15 protein-coding genes are annotated in these 15,794 nt (G+C 48.0%); 7 read left to right on the forward strand and 8 right to left on the reverse strand.

Annotated features, from left to right (window positions below; translation table 11 throughout):
- The coding region (locus tag WCK19_RS13810) for a hypothetical protein (protein WP_342397972.1) at window positions 1-659 on the forward strand (659 nt) is incomplete at its 5' end.
- Between the two features lie 100 nt (window positions 660-759).
- Here WCK19_RS13810 and gnd read toward each other — a convergent pair.
- The 4 genes from gnd to WCK19_RS13830 form a co-directional block, all read right to left on the reverse strand.
- On the reverse strand, window positions 760-1,638 hold the full coding sequence (gene gnd / locus WCK19_RS13815; RefSeq protein WP_342397973.1) for a phosphogluconate dehydrogenase (NAD(+)-dependent, decarboxylating): 879 nt from the start codon (window positions 1,636-1,638) through the stop codon (window positions 760-762).
- 36 nt (window positions 1,639-1,674) lie between these two features.
- Complete coding sequence (locus WCK19_RS13820; protein WP_342397974.1) at window positions 1,675-1,947, reverse strand: hypothetical protein; 273 nt, start codon at window positions 1,945-1,947, stop codon at window positions 1,675-1,677.
- Window positions 1,926-2,726, reverse strand: coding sequence for a class I SAM-dependent DNA methyltransferase (locus tag WCK19_RS13825; protein WP_342397975.1), 801 nt, complete (start codon window positions 2,724-2,726; stop codon window positions 1,926-1,928). The genes WCK19_RS13820 and WCK19_RS13825 overlap by 22 nt, the downstream gene beginning before the upstream one ends.
- 351 nt (window positions 2,727-3,077) lie before the next feature.
- Complete coding sequence (locus tag WCK19_RS13830) at window positions 3,078-3,287, reverse strand: hypothetical protein (protein ID WP_342397976.1); 210 nt, start codon at window positions 3,285-3,287, stop codon at window positions 3,078-3,080.
- Window positions 3,288-3,467: 180 nt separating this feature from the next.
- Here WCK19_RS13830 and WCK19_RS13835 point away from each other — a divergent pair, with 180 nt between their 5' ends.
- The 5 genes from WCK19_RS13835 to WCK19_RS13855 all read left to right on the forward strand — a co-directional run bounded on the left by WCK19_RS13835 (window position 3,468) and on the right by WCK19_RS13855 (window position 10,865).
- Window positions 3,468-6,194, forward strand: a complete 2,727-nt coding sequence (locus WCK19_RS13835) for a bifunctional acetate--CoA ligase family protein/GNAT family N-acetyltransferase (RefSeq protein ID WP_342397977.1) — start codon at window positions 3,468-3,470, stop codon at window positions 6,192-6,194.
- A gap of 42 nt (window positions 6,195-6,236) precedes the next feature.
- Window positions 6,237-7,415 (forward strand): MraY family glycosyltransferase, encoded by a 1,179-nt coding sequence (locus tag WCK19_RS13840; RefSeq protein ID WP_342397978.1) that lies wholly within the window; start codon window positions 6,237-6,239, stop codon window positions 7,413-7,415.
- A 138-nt stretch (window positions 7,416-7,553) separates the two neighbouring features.
- Window positions 7,554-9,482 (forward strand): ATP-dependent zinc metalloprotease FtsH, encoded by a 1,929-nt coding sequence (gene ftsH / locus WCK19_RS13845; RefSeq protein WP_342397979.1) that lies wholly within the window; start codon window positions 7,554-7,556, stop codon window positions 9,480-9,482.
- A gap of 8 nt (window positions 9,483-9,490) precedes the next feature.
- Window positions 9,491-9,616 carry a hypothetical protein gene (locus WCK19_RS13850; RefSeq protein WP_342397980.1) on the forward strand — a complete coding sequence of 42 codons (126 nt, stop codon included), beginning with the start codon at window positions 9,491-9,493 and terminating at the stop codon, window positions 9,614-9,616.
- Entirely contained in the window at window positions 9,609-10,865 is a 1,257-nt protein-coding gene (locus WCK19_RS13855; protein ID WP_342397981.1) for a mannosyltransferase family protein, read from the forward strand. Before WCK19_RS13850 ends, WCK19_RS13855 begins: the two co-directional genes overlap by 8 nt.
- Before the next feature lie 105 nt (window positions 10,866-10,970).
- On the opposite strand, the gene WCK19_RS13860 is transcribed toward WCK19_RS13855, so the two are convergent.
- Window positions 10,971-11,774, reverse strand: a complete 804-nt coding sequence (locus tag WCK19_RS13860; RefSeq protein ID WP_342397982.1) for a dolichyl-phosphate beta-glucosyltransferase — start codon at window positions 11,772-11,774, stop codon at window positions 10,971-10,973.
- A gap of 240 nt (window positions 11,775-12,014) precedes the next feature.
- Complete coding sequence (locus tag WCK19_RS13865) at window positions 12,015-12,956, reverse strand: universal stress protein (protein WP_342397983.1); 942 nt, start codon at window positions 12,954-12,956, stop codon at window positions 12,015-12,017.
- 86 nt (window positions 12,957-13,042) lie between these two features.
- Here WCK19_RS13865 and WCK19_RS13870 point away from each other — a divergent pair, with 86 nt between their 5' ends.
- Window positions 13,043-13,351 carry a GIY-YIG nuclease family protein gene (locus tag WCK19_RS13870; protein ID WP_342397984.1) on the forward strand — a complete coding sequence of 103 codons (309 nt, stop codon included), beginning with the start codon at window positions 13,043-13,045 and terminating at the stop codon, window positions 13,349-13,351.
- Here WCK19_RS13870 and WCK19_RS13875 read toward each other — a convergent pair.
- Both WCK19_RS13875 and miaB read right to left on the reverse strand, forming a co-directional pair.
- Window positions 13,348-14,211: a tetratricopeptide repeat protein gene (locus tag WCK19_RS13875; protein WP_342397985.1), complete on the reverse strand. Its 864-nt coding sequence runs from the start codon at window positions 14,209-14,211 to the stop codon at window positions 13,348-13,350. The two genes, WCK19_RS13870 and WCK19_RS13875, sit on opposite strands and share 4 nt — an antisense overlap.
- A gap of 17 nt (window positions 14,212-14,228) precedes the next feature.
- Window positions 14,229-15,626 (reverse strand): tRNA (N6-isopentenyl adenosine(37)-C2)-methylthiotransferase MiaB, encoded by a 1,398-nt coding sequence (miaB, locus tag WCK19_RS13880; RefSeq protein ID WP_342397986.1) that lies wholly within the window; start codon window positions 15,624-15,626, stop codon window positions 14,229-14,231.
- Between the last annotated feature and the right edge of the window lie 168 nt (window positions 15,627-15,794).

Genomic DNA, 15,794 nt, shown 5'->3' on the forward strand with positions numbered 1-15,794 from the left:
GAGTGGTAAGTACCAACCCTGAGAATCTCGTTTCGTTCAGCTTCAAGGTGAAGAATATCGGGAAGGGTGGCGCAGAAAGAATCATTCTTTCGATGCCCATCCCGCAAGGTCTGGACGTGGGCTACTTGGCGGATGGCGCAACTTCAGGGGTGTGGGTTACGCAAGTGACCACTGCCACCGTGACGCTTGCGCTGCCAAAACTTGAGGAGAATCAGGAAGCAAGCGACACGCTGCTATTTCGTCCGAACGGCAGCGCGGTTGCGGGTACTCAAGTTGAGGCGCACTATTCACTCAAGTTCGATGACGCTACCAGAGACGGCAAGAACCTTTTCAGCAACAGCCAAAGCTTCGTCTTCGGTTCAGCGAATAGCGATGAGAGCGTGGGGGCAATCCAACGCGGGGCAAACGTTAGCGCGAAATCAGGCGAGAGCGTCAGCATTACCCAGACGGGTTACTTGGCGAACGAACTTGTCGCGCTGTGGTACACCGCCCCTAGTGGCACAACCGTGAGTCTTGGCACGCAACGCGCCAACGCGGATGGAGTTGTTACCATCGTGGTAAATACCGCCGGAGTTGCGGCAGGAGATTACGCCGTCGTAGGCTACGGCAACCGCTCGGAGATGCAAGTGGTAAACATTCTGACGGTTACGGCGAGCTAAACAATTCTAAACAAACGCCTCCCTTTTCCTTGCTTTGAAGGCTTGGAAGAGGGAGGTTTTTGTTTGGGTATAAAAAGGGCGAGAAGATATTGGTGTTAGATTAATAATTGAGACGAAGCCCCGCCACCACTTTTGCGCTAAAGCTTTCAGACTGACGACTGCTAAAGCGCTGTAGCAAGGCTAGGGTAAGTACCGGCGCAGGGGTGGATTGCTCAAGCGCCTCCTGTACTGTCCAACGACCTTCTCCACTATCCTCGATATAGCCTCGGATACCATCAAGCTTGTTGCCCTCCTGTTCAAAAGCCAACACTGCCAAATCGAGCAACCAACTCCGCACAACGCTTCCATTTTGCCACATCTTGCTAATTGCCAGCAAATCAAGCTGATACCGGCTCTTTTCTAAGATTTCATAACCCTCCCCGTAAGCCGCCAGCATTCCATATTCTATGCCGTTGTGAATCATCTTAACGAAATGTCCTGCCCCGCTTGCTCCGCAGTGTAGGTAGCCGTTTTCAGGCGCAAGGGTCTTAAAGAGCGGCTCTAAAAACTTCACCGGTTCTGGGTCACCTCCGACCATCAGAGCGTATCCGTTCTGCAAGCCCCAGATACCGCCGCTGGTGCCAGCATCTACGAAATGAAGTCCTTTTTCTTTTAGCACAGTATGGCGGCGGATTGTATCGTGATAATTAGAGTTGCCGCCGTCAATTATAATATCGCCGGGACTGAGCAAATTCGCAACTTTATTTACGAGGTTTTCCGTCACTTGACCGCTTGGCACCATCAACCAAACACACTTTGGCGATTGTTTGAGCTTGCTCACCATGTCCTGATGTGAACTAGTGCCGATAGCCCCCTGCTCCATTATTTCCTGAGTCCTGATTTCATCAGAATCATGCGCTACCACAGAATGACCACCCAGAAGCAACCGCCGAGACATATTGAAGCCCATCCTGCCCAGACCGAGAAATCCTAGTTCCATATAGTTCCTTTTATTTTGACGTTATCCACAATAAGCTTACTTTCCACAGTCTCGCTCATCCCTATCGTTCAGTTTCCAGATTGGCTTTGCGCCCTCGCTGTGGTCAATCCTGAACAGGTTCTGGTTGGCGTAGAGCGTTTTGTTCACATCGCTTTTGGTAGCGGCAGACAAACCGCGCTCAGCTACTTTTTGCCGAATGACAGCAGAATCCCCCTCTCCCTCGCCCATGCGGTATTTGATGTCAGGCGGCTTCGCTATAGATGCTGCGACCTGCCCCGTAGTAAGACTCATAGATGTGCTGGTAAACATCGGCGCATTTCTGCTCGTATAGGGATGTGTCGCACATCCCCGCTCAGCCCGTGTACCGCTAGGTTCATACGGCACAGCCGCACCGTCTCGGCGGTTTTCTCCTGCCCGAAAATCGAGATTTCGCTGACCGCTTTCTTCTTGTGCCGCTCCACGAAACCCGCGCTCTGTACAAACATACCGCCCGAACCACAAGCCGGGTCAAGGATACGCCCTTGATATGGTTCTATCACTTCCACAATCAGCTTTACCAACGCGGTAGGGGTGAAGAACTCGCCGCCCTTCTGCCCCTCCGACATCGCGAAGTTGCCCAAAAAGTATTCGTAGATTTTCCCGAAAGCGTCCCCTTCCATATTGGGAATAGTCGAGAAGGTTTTCAGGATAGACAGCAACACATCCTTGTCGAGCCGATTATAGGTTTTAGGCAGCACATCCTTTAGTTCGGGGTTTTCTTCCTCAATCGCCTTCATCGCCTCATTGAGGGCTTTGCCTACGTCCTGACCCTCCGGCAATTTCAGCAAGAAAGCATAGCGCGACACTTCCGGCAGGAACATCACACCCTTCGCCTGATAATCGGTTTTGCCAATAGTGCGGCGGCTGTTAGCTGGGAGGTTTTGCTTTAGCTCCGCGTCTGCCAACTGGAATTTGTAATCGGCAAAGCGCAGGAAGATTAGCCCTAGCACTGGCACCGAATATTCAGAGGCTTTCAGCTTGGAATTGGCGCGTAGCTGGTCGGCAGCATCCCACAGTTTCTTCTCAATTTCACCGTTGTTGGTGGACATTCTTTCTCTTTCTCAGTTCTAGCCTATTCGATTATGAAGTGGCTCATCTTCTATAAGGATATTCCCGCTGGCACAACAAAGTTCGACACCAATTTCAGGGAAATTTTGTGACACAACCCGTTATAGGGTAACGCCGCAACCAGACGGAAATATTAGAACGGGCAACACAAAACAAGCCTAAAACTTCCACCGCTTCTGCTTACTCTATGGCACAACCGACCTTACTTAGCCGGTTTGATGCCCCCCTATTAAAATTCCACTTTACTCAGTAATGTAACGTCTTTGCGGGAATTTATGTCTTGAACCCTGCACATGCCGCTTCAAACACTGGCAGCAAGTTATGTGGATACTTTACCACCATAAAGCCATAAAGTAAACCACTATATCTTGCCCTTTTGCTAAACTATGCGCTTGTGGATTAACGGACGCGATTGCACAACTGCTCCCTCCACCATCTTCCGATTTCACCCCTGTAACTTTGCTTAGAGCTGCTACTGGCGCTGCCGAAGTACCGGTTAGTTCGGCTGAATGACTGGCTTGAAGACGTACCCAGAGCCACAACCAGGGTCAGTCGCTTTGCTGCTCTTAAACCTGCCGCCTCATGAACCCTAGTTCGCCAACAGTATCAGGGCTGCTTTTGTTGTTTAAAGACTGTTTCTAATTTCACAATTATGCTACACTTCATGCTAGTGTGTTCATAGAGGTTGGATATAGAAATGAAATATTGAAAGGATCCTGCCGATGCCCGGTGGACAAGCAGGCAATGTACTTTATCATCAAAGACATCCCCTAGACTCTTTTTTTGCGCCCCGCAATGTAGCGGTGATAGGTGCAACCGATACAGCCAGCAGTATTGGGCGTACAGTACTATGGAACCTTATTAGCAGCCCCTTTGGTGGTACCGTATTCCCGGTCAATCTCAAGCGCCATAGTGTGTTAGGTATCAAAGCTTACCACAAAGTTAAGGATATACCGGAGAAACTCGATCTGGCAATTATCGCGACTCCTGCTCCGGGAGTACCTGATTTGGTGCGAGAGTGCGTTGAAGTGGGCATTAAAAATGCCATTATTATATCCGCAGGCTTCAAGGATAGGGGCGAAGAAGGCGCACGGCTGGAAAAACGCATCCTAGAAGAAGCGCGGCGCGGAAAAATGCGCCTGATCGGACCGAACAGCCTCGGTGTAATGTGTCCGCCCAGTGGCTTAAACGCTTCCTGCGCCCGCCATACCGCCCAACCGGGTAATGTGGCTTTCATCAGCCAAAGTGCCGCCGTGGCAAGCACCGTGTTGGATTGGAGTTTGAGCGAAAATGTAGGTTTTAGCGCGGTGGTGGCAGTTGGCTCGATGCTAGATGTCGGTTGGGGCGAACTCATTAGCTATTTTGGTAACGACCAACAGACCAAAAGTATCGTGGTTTATATGGAAACCCTGAACGATGTACGTTCTTTCTTGTCGGCTGCGCGGGAAGTTTCCTTAAACAAGCCAGTAATTGTACTGAAAGCTGGCACACACAATAGTATGCACTCCGCCATTTCGCATACCGGGACTTTAACTGGCAGAGACGATGTTTTTGAAGCGGCTTTCCGGCGCTGCGGCGTATTAAGAGTCAATCGCATATCAGAACTGTTCAATCTAGCGGAGGTCCTTGCAAAACAACCTCGCCCCAGAGGTCGCCGCCTGACCATCATTACCAATACCGGGGCAGCCGGAATATTGGCTATCGATGCCCTTACCGCTCTCAAAGGCGAACTTGCACCCTTGCCCGAAGCTATCATGCAACAATTGAACGAAAGCTTGCCTTCTCACTGGAGCAAGTCAAATCCGATTGATATTATGGGAGAAGCCAGCCCAGAGCGTTATGCCAAAACCCTTGAAATTGCCCTTAAAAACCCGGAAAGCGATGGGGCAATGGTAATCCTTGCTCCTCATCCCGAAACATCACCTACCGAAACTGCCGAAGCCCTCAAAGGAGTGGTAAAAAATGCCCACGTCCCAGTGCTGGCAAGTTGGATGGGTCGTTCGGATGTGGCGGAAGGTACTGCTAACCTAAACCATTTTGGTGTGCCAACTTTCCCTTATCCCGATACTGCCGCCCGTATGTTCTGCTATATGTGGCGCTACAACGAAAATCTGCACAACCTTTATGAAACTCCCGTTTCTATCCCCGATACAATCAAGGATGAGGTGGCAGGGCGTGCCGAGGTAGAAGCGATTATCGCCGCCGCCCGTAATGAGAATCGCACCACTCTTTCCGAGATTGAGTCAAAGCATGTTCTGGAAGCCTACCATATCCCAACTGTTCCAGCGCAACTTGCCGTAACTCTGGAAGAAGCGTTGCAATGTGCCGAAGAAATCAGCTATCCGGTTTCTATTATGGCGCACATTCGAGGCAATATTCGTAGTTCAGATTATTGCGGAGAAAAAATTAACTTGCTGGATGAACGGACGCTACAGACAGCTTATCTTGATATTACCGAGTCAATCACCAAGCAGGTAGGCAAGGAAAATTTTCTGGGTGTCACCGTACAACCTTCCACTTTTTGGGAGGGGATTGAATTAATTATTGGCAGCAGCGTTGACCCCCAATTCGGTCCAATCATCATGTTTGGCTCTGGCGGCAGATTGGTGGAAAGCTATAATGACCGCACTATCACCCTCCCGCCCTTGAATACCACCCTAGCGCGGCGTATGGTAGAGCGCACTCGAATTTTTGGCGCTCTCTCCAGCAATAAGAATTGTGGTGGAGTTGACCTTGAGGAATTGGAACGGCTTTTGGTCAGGTTTAGCCGTTTGGTAGTTGAACAACGCTGGATTAAGGAAATAGATATTAACCCGGTGCTGGCTTCTCCCGAAGGGTTGGTAGCTTTGCACGCCCGTATGGTACTGCACGAAACTTCTGTAACCGAAGAAAGCCTGCCGCCACTCGCCATCCGACCTTATCCTACCCATTATCTCGGACAATGGTTTGCCAAAGATAAAACGCCTGTTATCATACGCCCAATTCGCCCGGAAGATGAACCGCTGGTCGTCAAATATCACGAAACCCTCTCCGAGCGTAGCGTCTATTTTAGATACCTGCATATGGTCAGCCTGAATCAGAGAATTGAACATGATCGTTTAACTAAAATCTGCTTCATTGATTATGACCGCGAAATTGCGCTAGTAATTGAGTATGAAGACCCTGAAACTAAGGAACATCAAATACTTGGAATCGGACGTTTGAGCAAAGTGTATGGCACAAATGAGGCGGAATTTGCCATTTTAATCAGCGACAACCAACAGGGGCGTGGCTATGGCAAAGAACTGCTATTGCGCCTGATACAGATAGGACGCGATGAAAAGCTTGACAAAATTGTAGGCTATATCCACCCAGAGAACATGGATATGCAGCGAGTCTGCGAACGAGTCGGTTTCAAACGCCGATATTCTCTGGAGGAAGGGTTGGTAGAAGTCTGGATAGATTTTTAGACTTCACGGCAATATTACCTTAGTTATGCTAAAATACAGCCTATGAGCGTTGATAAATCATGGGCTGATACTATAATTCTTTGCGTCTCCGGCATAGTTGCGTTTGGCGTTTCAATTTGGCTCACTCCCCTTCTGAGAAATTGGGCGGTGGCACGTGGTTGGGTTGTACCGCCGTCTCCGCGCCGGGTACATACTAACCCTACTCCCCGAATCGGTGGGCTTGCCATCTATCTCAGCTTTGTATTTGCCACCCTAGCGGGTATCACTATTAGCTTTCTGCTTATTGCCACCGGATTGTTTAAGGGGCAGTTCTGGCTTGGTGACGACCTGTGGCGTATTATCTTGCTGTTGCTTGGTTCGGTACCGATTGCGTTAATCAGCGCCATTGACGACATCCGAGAACTTTCCCCTTTGCCTCGCCTGTTAAGCCACTTTCTGGGTGCTGCAATAATTGTTGTGCCGCAAGTAATCTATCCTACCGGAAGACCGGGCGTACTAATAGACATAATAAATAGTCCTTTTGGTGGAATCATTCGTCTAGGGGATATTCCGCTTCTTGCCCTCATCATCACCCTCGTCTGGATTGTGGGCATGATGAATACCATCAACTGGATAGACGGGTTGGACGGGCTTTCGGGTGGTATCGTCCTCATTGCAGCGATAATGTTATTCCTCGAAAACCTTCTTGGAGGACGCACCGCCGAGCATGGGTACCAATGGCAATTTACCAGTGCCCTGATTGCGGTGGTACTAGCAGCATCAGTCGCCGGATTCCTGCCCTTTAACTGGCATCCCGCCAGTATTTTTATGGGCGATAGCGGCGCAATGTTTCTGGGGTTTGCGTTGGGCGTTCTTTCTATCATTGATGGGGCAAAACTGGCAACTGTATTGTTGGTGGTAGGCTTGCCTGTTATGGATGCTATCTGGGTTGTGTTGTATCGCCTCTACAACCGCCGTAACGCCGGGAAAGCCGATAAAAGCCATATACACCACCGCTTGCTCGAAATGGGCTACAGCCAGCGTCAGATTGTACTATTTTTTTACGCCTTGACCATCATCTTCGGGTTGGTAGGTATAATGCCAATCACGCAAGAGCCATGGATAAAGTTCCTTGCGCTGGTAGTGCTGGTAATCCTGCTGCTACCTATTATCTTGTACAGCGTTTATTATCGCCCCCGTAACCGCAAATCCAACCATCAAGAACAAAAACAGGATCTATAAACCGATTCTTCCCGAATAATATAATAAATACTCCCTCTTTATGGGTAGTCTTATCTTCATATTTACTTTATAATTTTCTGGAATTAATAAAATAGAGTCTTTCCATCTCCAATCTCCACTAGAAAGTAAAATATACTTATGAGCAAAAGAAAATTAATAACTGGCGCGGTTATACTAACAGCAATCGTTGCCTTTTTTCTTATATTATTCACCTCTGGTACAACCGGTACAACGGTAAACTACAATGATTTCCTAAAAAAAGCGGTAAATGGGCAAGTTAGCACTATAACCACTAACCCAAACAGCCATACCATCGGTTTTACCATTATAAGCGAGCCTGATAAAAGCTATACCACTACTATGCCGGGCGGTCTTACCCGAATAGATGATGTATTACTCAATTACGGTGTACCACTGGATAAGTACCCTTTGCTGAAAACCGATAATAGTGCGTGGATTAGCGGAGTACGCAGCGTGTTGCTGATGCTGTTGCCGCTCATTATCATCTTCGGTTTTTGGTTCCTAATGAGTCGCCGCTCTGCCGGGGCAGGTGGAGGGATGGATTCCCAGTTTAGCTTTGGGCGTAGTAACGCGAAAACTGTCACCCCTCAAAAAGTAGGTGTCACCTTCTCTGATGTTGCTGGCAATGAAGAAGCCAAGCAGGAGTTAGAAGAAGTAGTTGAATTTCTCAAAGATCATACCCGCTTTACTCAATTAGGAGCGCGTATCCCGAAAGGCGTATTGTTAGTCGGACCGCCCGGCACCGGTAAAACCTTGCTGGCAAAAGCGGTAGCGGGAGAAGCCAACGTTCCCTTTATGAGCGTTAGCGGTAGCGAATTTGTAGAAATGTTCGTGGGTGTAGGCGCAGCGCGGGTGCGTGATTTGTTCGCTAGGGCTAAAAAGATGTCTCCTTGCATTATTTTCATTGATGAGGTAGATGCCCTTGCTCGCAAACGCGGGGCGCGAGTGGGTGGCGGCACTGAAGAGCGTGAACAAACCTTGAATCAGATTCTGGTTGAAATGGACGGCTTTGATAGCGCCACCAATATCATAATAATAGCTGCCACCAACCGAGCCGACATCCTTGACCCGGCTTTCCTTAGACCCGGTCGCTTTGACCGTCAAATACAGGTGGATAACCCGGATTATCTTGGACGGGTCGCCATTCTACAGGTACATAGCAAAGGTAAACCGCTTTCTCCAGAAGTGGATTACAATCGTATTGCTCGCCAAACCGCCGGGTTTAGCGGCGCTGATTTGGCAAACTTGGTCAACGAGGCTGCTATTCTTACCGCGCGTCGCAACAAACGCCAGATTGGAATGGATGAACTGGAAGAATCAATTGATCGGGTAGTAGCCGGACCAGAACGCAAAAGCCGAGTCATCAGCGAACACGAAAAAATTGTTACTGCCTACCACGAAGTAGGGCATGCCCTATGCGCTAAATTGGCGGGCGGGGTTGACCCTGTGCAGAAAATTTCCATCATCTCGCGGGGGCGGATGGGCGGTTACACCCGTGTTGCTGCCAATGAAGACCGCAGCCTAATGACCAAAACCCAACTTGAAGGCTTTATGACTTTTGCTTTGGGCGGGCATGCTGCCGAGGAGTTGATGTTTGGCGAAGCCAGCACCGGTCCTAGCAATGACATCGAGCGTGTCACCCAAATGGCAAGGGCTATGGTAACGGAATATGGCATGAGCAGACTCGGACCGGTGGCTTACGGCGAAAATATGGGTGGTCGTCAGCGTGTTGCCAATTACAGCAACACAGTTGCTTTTGAAATTGACCGCGAAGTAACCGCGATGATAAACGCGGCGTTGAACCGCGCTCGCGCCATACTGTCCACCTACCGCAGACATCTGGTAGCCCTCTCTAATTTGGTACTCGAAAAAGAGGTTATCAGCGGAGATGAGATGGATGCGCTTTTTGAGCAGGTAATTCAGGAATTTCAGGAGGAAGAAAGCATCAAGTTGTTAACTTATACGCACAACGATGCTATTCCATCAGGCAAGGCTTATGAACGAAAAACTGAACAAGGAACACCGGGAACCGGCACTAACGGCTAGAATACAACTTGTCATTTGCTAACAAGTTTGGCGGTAGCATAATCCCTTCTCTGGTTGAACGCCGGAGCGGGGATTTTTCTATGCCTGATTTGACAGATAAGCAATCCAGACTCTACAATCGCGCTGATGATTGAAAACGCACAACCAAAAAATGCCGCTATACTCCACAGAGTCGGTTTTTCTATACTCGCAATTTTCCCTACGCCTGTTCTTAAGACATGGCTATTGTGGCGGGTATTGCTCTTTATATTTCCTGTGCTGGTGGGGGCGCTGATACCGCCTGCCGAAGTTCCCGCCGCGTTACCTGCCAAAGTCTCTGAGGGTTGGTTCGCGCATCTGATATGGAATTGGACGGGGTGGGATGGTGGGTGGTATATCACCATTGCCGAAAAAGGCTATACTCGCGAAGGTTCAAACGCTTTTTATCCGTTTTTCCCCCATGTAGTGCGCTGGCTAGGCTTTGTGCTAGGGGTGGGCAGCCCAATTGAAACCGCCTACAAGTGGGCAGGATTATTGCTTGCCAGCGTAGCAGCGTTATTTGCTTGCGCCCTGTTCTATCGTTTGGTGGCGCACGACCACGAGCGCGAAACCGCTTGGCTTAGTGTAGCGTTCCTACTGGCTTTCCCAACCTCGTATTATATGGTTGCGGTCTATTCTGAGAGCCTGTTCCTCGCGCTGGCGTTAGGGGCGTTTCTAGCAGCACGACAACAACGCTGGCTGATAAGTCTAACGCTGGCAGCATTGGCAACCCTTACCAAAAACCAGGGTGCTTTTGTGGCTGTGGCTCTACTGGTAGAGTACGGGCAGCAGCATGAATGGCGCTGGCGCAAACTCGATTTCAAGCTGCTTTATTTTGCTTTGCCCGGTTTGGCATTTGGTGGTTGGGCGGCTTACAACTGGGCTAATTATGGGAACCCGCTCGCCTTTCTCAGCGATAGCCAGCGTTTCTGGAAACGAGAATTTAGCATGCCGTGGGAAACGCTGGCAACTGTTACCGGAAATTTTTGGAACAAGCTTTTTGATCGCCAAATTTGGTATCCGCCCGCCCAACTCCAAACCGATATGTCCTTCATTAACGTACCGCTCACTTACCTGTTCCTGCTGCTGTTGATTGGCTGTGGCTGGATGGTATGGAAAGGACGTATGCGGGAAATGTATTTTGTCTATTTCCTGTTTTGCCTTCTACAGCCGCTTTTTGCGCCTGCCACCGATGTGGGGCTGTACTCGATGTCCCGCTTTATGCTGATAATCTTTCCTGCCTTTCTCTTTCTGGCGTTAGCTTCAAAGCGATTCCCGCTGCTGAAACAGGGCTATTTTGCTGCGTCCCTACCGTTGCTAGGTTTGCTGGTAGCGCGTTTTTGCTCCGGTTACTGGGTAGCGTGATTAAATTAAGCCTACTATAGTTTTTAAACTTGAAAAAGTTAGAATTGGCTAGACTGGTGGGAGTGTCATTCCTACTAACTGCATCTGTTTATCTAGCCACTTTTGCTACTTACTCTCAGGGTATTCGGTCACAACCGATTCAAAATTGGCTATTGCACCTTCGCGCGAAGAATAATTGCCACGCCAATTGTTGATGCGAATCAGGAGTAACCCCTTCAGAGAACGTGTCACATCCTTAATTAACCTAACCTTCGTACCGCGAACATCATGCCAGTGTACCGGAACTTCCTTGATTTTGTAGCCGTATTTACGGGCAATAAAGATGATTTCAGAATCAAAGCTCCAGTCATACAAATGTTGGAAAGCATAAATCTGATGACCGATTTCACGCCGATAACATTTGAATCCACAGGTTACATCACTCACATGCGAGTTTGCCACTTTATTGCTTAACCACGTAAAAACTTTCCCCAACGATTCACGTAGCCAAGGTTGATGCTGTTCGATTGTAGCTCCAATCATTTTGCGAGAACCCTGCACAATGTCATAGCCGTTGTTCTCAGAGTTTGGCTCGAACCAAGGCAACATTTTGTCCAGTTCATCAATTGGGGTTGCTAGGTCTGCATCGGTGAAGAGTATGTATTTGCCGTGACTTGCCAGCACGCCCTGTTTCAAGGCGTAACCCTTTCCCCTGTTTTCGCCATAGCTGATTACCCGAAATTCTTCTTTATTCTTGAGTATTTCTTTTGCGAGGCTAATACCCTTATCTTTGCTCCCGTCATCTACGAGAAGTATTTCCCATTTAAATGGCTTGTTTTGAAAATAATCTAGAATTTTAACAAGCGAAGGTTTTATACGTTGTTCTTCGTTAAATACTGGTATGACTATTGATAGATGGAGTTCACCCATAAAAATTAGACTCCTCGTATAAGCATCTTAAATTATAGGGGCTGTATTTTTTGCTGGTATTAATGAATATTGGAATGCCACATTTTACCGCCCAATTTTAGTCTATCATATAATTTATACTGCCCTTCGTCAAAAATTACTGCCAAAAAAAGAATTCTAAGCATTAAAAAAGCGCAACGAGTAGCAATCAAATTCTACGTTGCGCCGGGTATGACAATTTTTGATAGCGAAATGTGAGCGCTAAAGCGTGGGCATATGGAAACTGGTATTATCCATTTCCAGTAAATCGGCTGCTGTGCTGCTATGAACAGTGAATACTGGCACACTAGCTTGATGTATAATTCCTGACACCACACTTCCGAATACTATCTCGCCCATCGTGCCTCTGGCATGGGTTGCCATTGCCAATAGCATAGGATTAGTTTGGCTTATATAGCTGACGATTTCTTCGTTGGGGGTGCCTACCCGTACTACTTTTATACAATCTAGCCCGCTTGCAACTACCTTTTCTTGAATTTTACCTAGGTAATCATAGGCATCTTCGCGCCGGATACGCGCCTGCTCTTCTAGGTCGTACAGATACCATGAACCGCTAAATTCATTGTAAACTACTGGCAACACAATTCGGATTAGATAAACGCTGGCATTGATTTTCCGTGCCAAGACGAGTGTAGGGTCAAGAACTGCCTCAGATTCTGGGGAGCCATCTAGCGTAATGGCGATACGCGGCTTTGGAAGGCGATATGCCACCGACTTTGCCACTGCTTCTTCTAACCCCAATGCTTCGTCTGCTTTATTAGGATGCAATAGTACAACCGGAATCGGAGAAGTTTTGACTACCCGCGCTGCAACGCTTCCAAGCAACAGGCGAGATAGGCTACTCCGTCCATGGGTTGTCATTGTAATAATATCAGCCTGATGTTCGCGTGCAGAATGAAGAATCTGTTGGTAAGCTTCGCCCATTCCCACGCATACTTCAATTGCCCCAATTTCAGGGTAATATTTTCTTATTAGATCAGCGACTTGATTTAGATACGGTTCAACCTGTGCTACATCTTGGGGTTTAGCAACCCGGAGTAACACTATGCCGGCTTTACAAATTGATGCGAGCCTGAGCGCAACCGGCAGCGATTTTTCCGCAAGGGCTGACCCGTCTAACGGGACAAGTATCTTATTATACATCGCCCTGTGCTCCATGATAAAATATCCCATACTAATGACTAACTTTGTAAAAGTTTACCTTTATCGAGTTAAAAGGGCGGTTAATAATGGTAGATGGCAAGTTAAAATTAAGTGTAAATGGGTTGGAATATGGTGATAAAAGGATAAAAAAAGAGAATCATTTTTACGTTTATATTTTGCGCTGTGCCGATAATACGCTTTACACAGGCTGGACGATAAACCTTGCTGTACGTGTTGCACGTCACAATATTGGTAAAGGCGCGAAATATACCCGCGCTCGCTTGCCGGTTACGCTGGTTTACTATGAGGAATGTGAGGATGAAAAAAGCGCGCGCCGCCGTGAGTTTGCTATCAAACGGTTGACACGCGCCGAGAAATTAAACCTCGTGGGTTAGAGTTCGTCTGATTCTGGTTCTTCTAGGTATTCCTCGCTCATATCTATTTCTTCTTCGTTGTCCTCAGCATCGCCGTCGTCCCTATCGTTATCATCAAGCATTTCGTCTTCATCTTCGAAGCCGTAGCGAAGTACCGAGTCCTTGATGTAAGCCCGATAACCCACGCCCCCATGACGTGCAGGGAAGCTTAGCCGCCCACGCTGATTGGGATGCTGGAAGACTTCGCGGATAATAATAGTTAATTGCTTATCGGTTACACTAGTGACAGCAGCAGAATAACGATTGCCGCCTTCAATGAAGCGTACCAAGCGCAATGCTAATTTAGGTTCGACCTGCCCAAGCATTTCTCCTTCGGCATTTTTAACGTAGAGCGCCTGATTTTTTGAATCTACTTCAAGATAGACCAAATCTCCGGCGGTCAATTTGGCAAGTACAACCGGTTTTCCCGGTTCGCGTAGGGTAGTCAATCCGGTTTTCCCGGTTTCTTCAATAAAGCTGCTGGGGTCGGCGGCAGAACGCCCACTATTATGCGCCGGTGCGGGAGTTTTGCCGCTCTTGGAAAGTGCCGCATTTTCCGCAATTGCTTGCGCTAACCTTTGTAGATTTTTCTGGGCGATGCTGTTACCGGGATCATTTTTCAAGGCTTTTTCGTAAGCTTCTTTAGCTTCGCTGAAGCGCCTCAATTCAAGGCAAGCTTTGCCAAGACGATTCAACGCTTCCGAGTCATCGGGGAATATACTCAACAGTTCTTGGTTAACATTTACTGCCTCTTCCCATTTCCCCTCACGGGCAAGGCGAATAGATAGTTCGGTTTTTTGCCGTTTAATTCGGTGTTTATCTTCAGGTTGGTACTGGGTCAATTCTGTTCCCCTGTCTATTAATTATGCGCCAATGTCAGCGGAATCAAGCGTTTACCTGCGACCGATTCCACCTCACAAGCTTCTGTTTCTACTTGAGCTTGCGTGGTGATGGTTGGTGTACCTACTATATGCCCGACCAATGACCAGGCGCCTGCCTTTTCAATAACCACATCTACCAGCTTTCCATGCCAATCGAAGCCCTCGTATTCGGGCAAGGGCGGGTTATCGAAGAAGACCGGCTTGTTGTTGCGAGTACGACCATGCCAGCGTCCTTTCTCCATCCGCTCTACCAGAATTTCTTGAGTTGTGCCGACCAGCGCACGAGAATATTCCCATGCTATTTTTTCTTGTAACTGCTCTACTGCTTGTAATCTCTCCCGTTTTACCTCCATTGGAACATTATCTTCTATCTGCTCGGCTGAAACCGTACCGGGACGTGGAGAATACGCTGCTACATGCACTTCATTAAATTTCATTCGTTCCAAAAGCCGATAAGTATCTAAAAACTGCTGTTCGGTTTCGCCCGGAAACCCTACAATTATATCAGTGGAGAGCGATAAATTTGGAACGGTTTTGCGAATAGTATCAGCGAGTTTTTCATAAAAGGCTACGGTATAAGGACGTTTCATCGCTTTTAGAACCTGGTCGTCCCCGTGTTGGATAGGCAAGCTGAAGTATTCACATACTTTGGGCAAGTCCGCCACCGCTTTAATTATTTTGTAGCTCATCATCTTAGGATGACTGGTCAGAAAACGAATACGCCATAGCCCTTCAATGTCGTTTACCGCTTGTAAAAGATCGGCAAGGTCTGGGCGAGTAGGCAAATCGTGACCGTAGGCATCTACTGTTTGCCCTAGTAAGGTGACTTCGCGTACACCGCGCCTCACATAGCCTTTAATTTCTTCAACGATTTCTTCAACCGGGCGGCTCTGCTCCTGTCCGCGCCGCAGCGGTACAATACAATAGCTACAGGTATAATTGCAGCCGTAAATCACCGAAACGAAAGCGGTAATTCCGATTTTGTTCTTGATACTTGCTCCGACTTGGGGCTGTTCGGTATGCTCCGGCAAAAGCTCTACCAACCGCTGTGGATCAAGCGTATCAAACAACAGGTCAATCACCGGGAAACGTTTATATAGGGCTGCTTTACCCGCTTCTTCTCGCGGCACCATACAGCCGGTCATTGCTACCACTAGGTTGTGATTTTGGCGTTTAAACGACACCAGTTGTCCAAGTTTACCTGCCGCGCTATCTTCCGCTCTTTGGCGCACGCTGCAAGTGTTGACAACTACAACATCTGCATCACCAATTTCATCTGTAAAAGTGTAGCCGGTTTGTTCCAATGCGCTACCAATACGGATAGAGTCGGCAACGTTCATTTGGCAACCAATAGTATGTATATGATACTGCTTCATTAAATCTTTCTTCTATAAATAACAGTGGAGAAAACCCCTAACTCCCACCTTAAAAATCGCGCGTATTATACAGTCAATTGTTACAGTTTACAAGTGTCAGAGGCGGTAAAATCACCTGAGACCAGCAAGTGACCAAAAATTGACCTTATGCCGTCGCATTGATGGGAT

Origin of the sequence: Candidatus Chlorohelix sp. (assembly GCF_037138995.1) — a bacterium.
In the GTDB taxonomy this organism is placed as follows: domain Bacteria; phylum Chloroflexota; class Chloroflexia; order Chloroheliales; family Chloroheliaceae; genus Chlorohelix.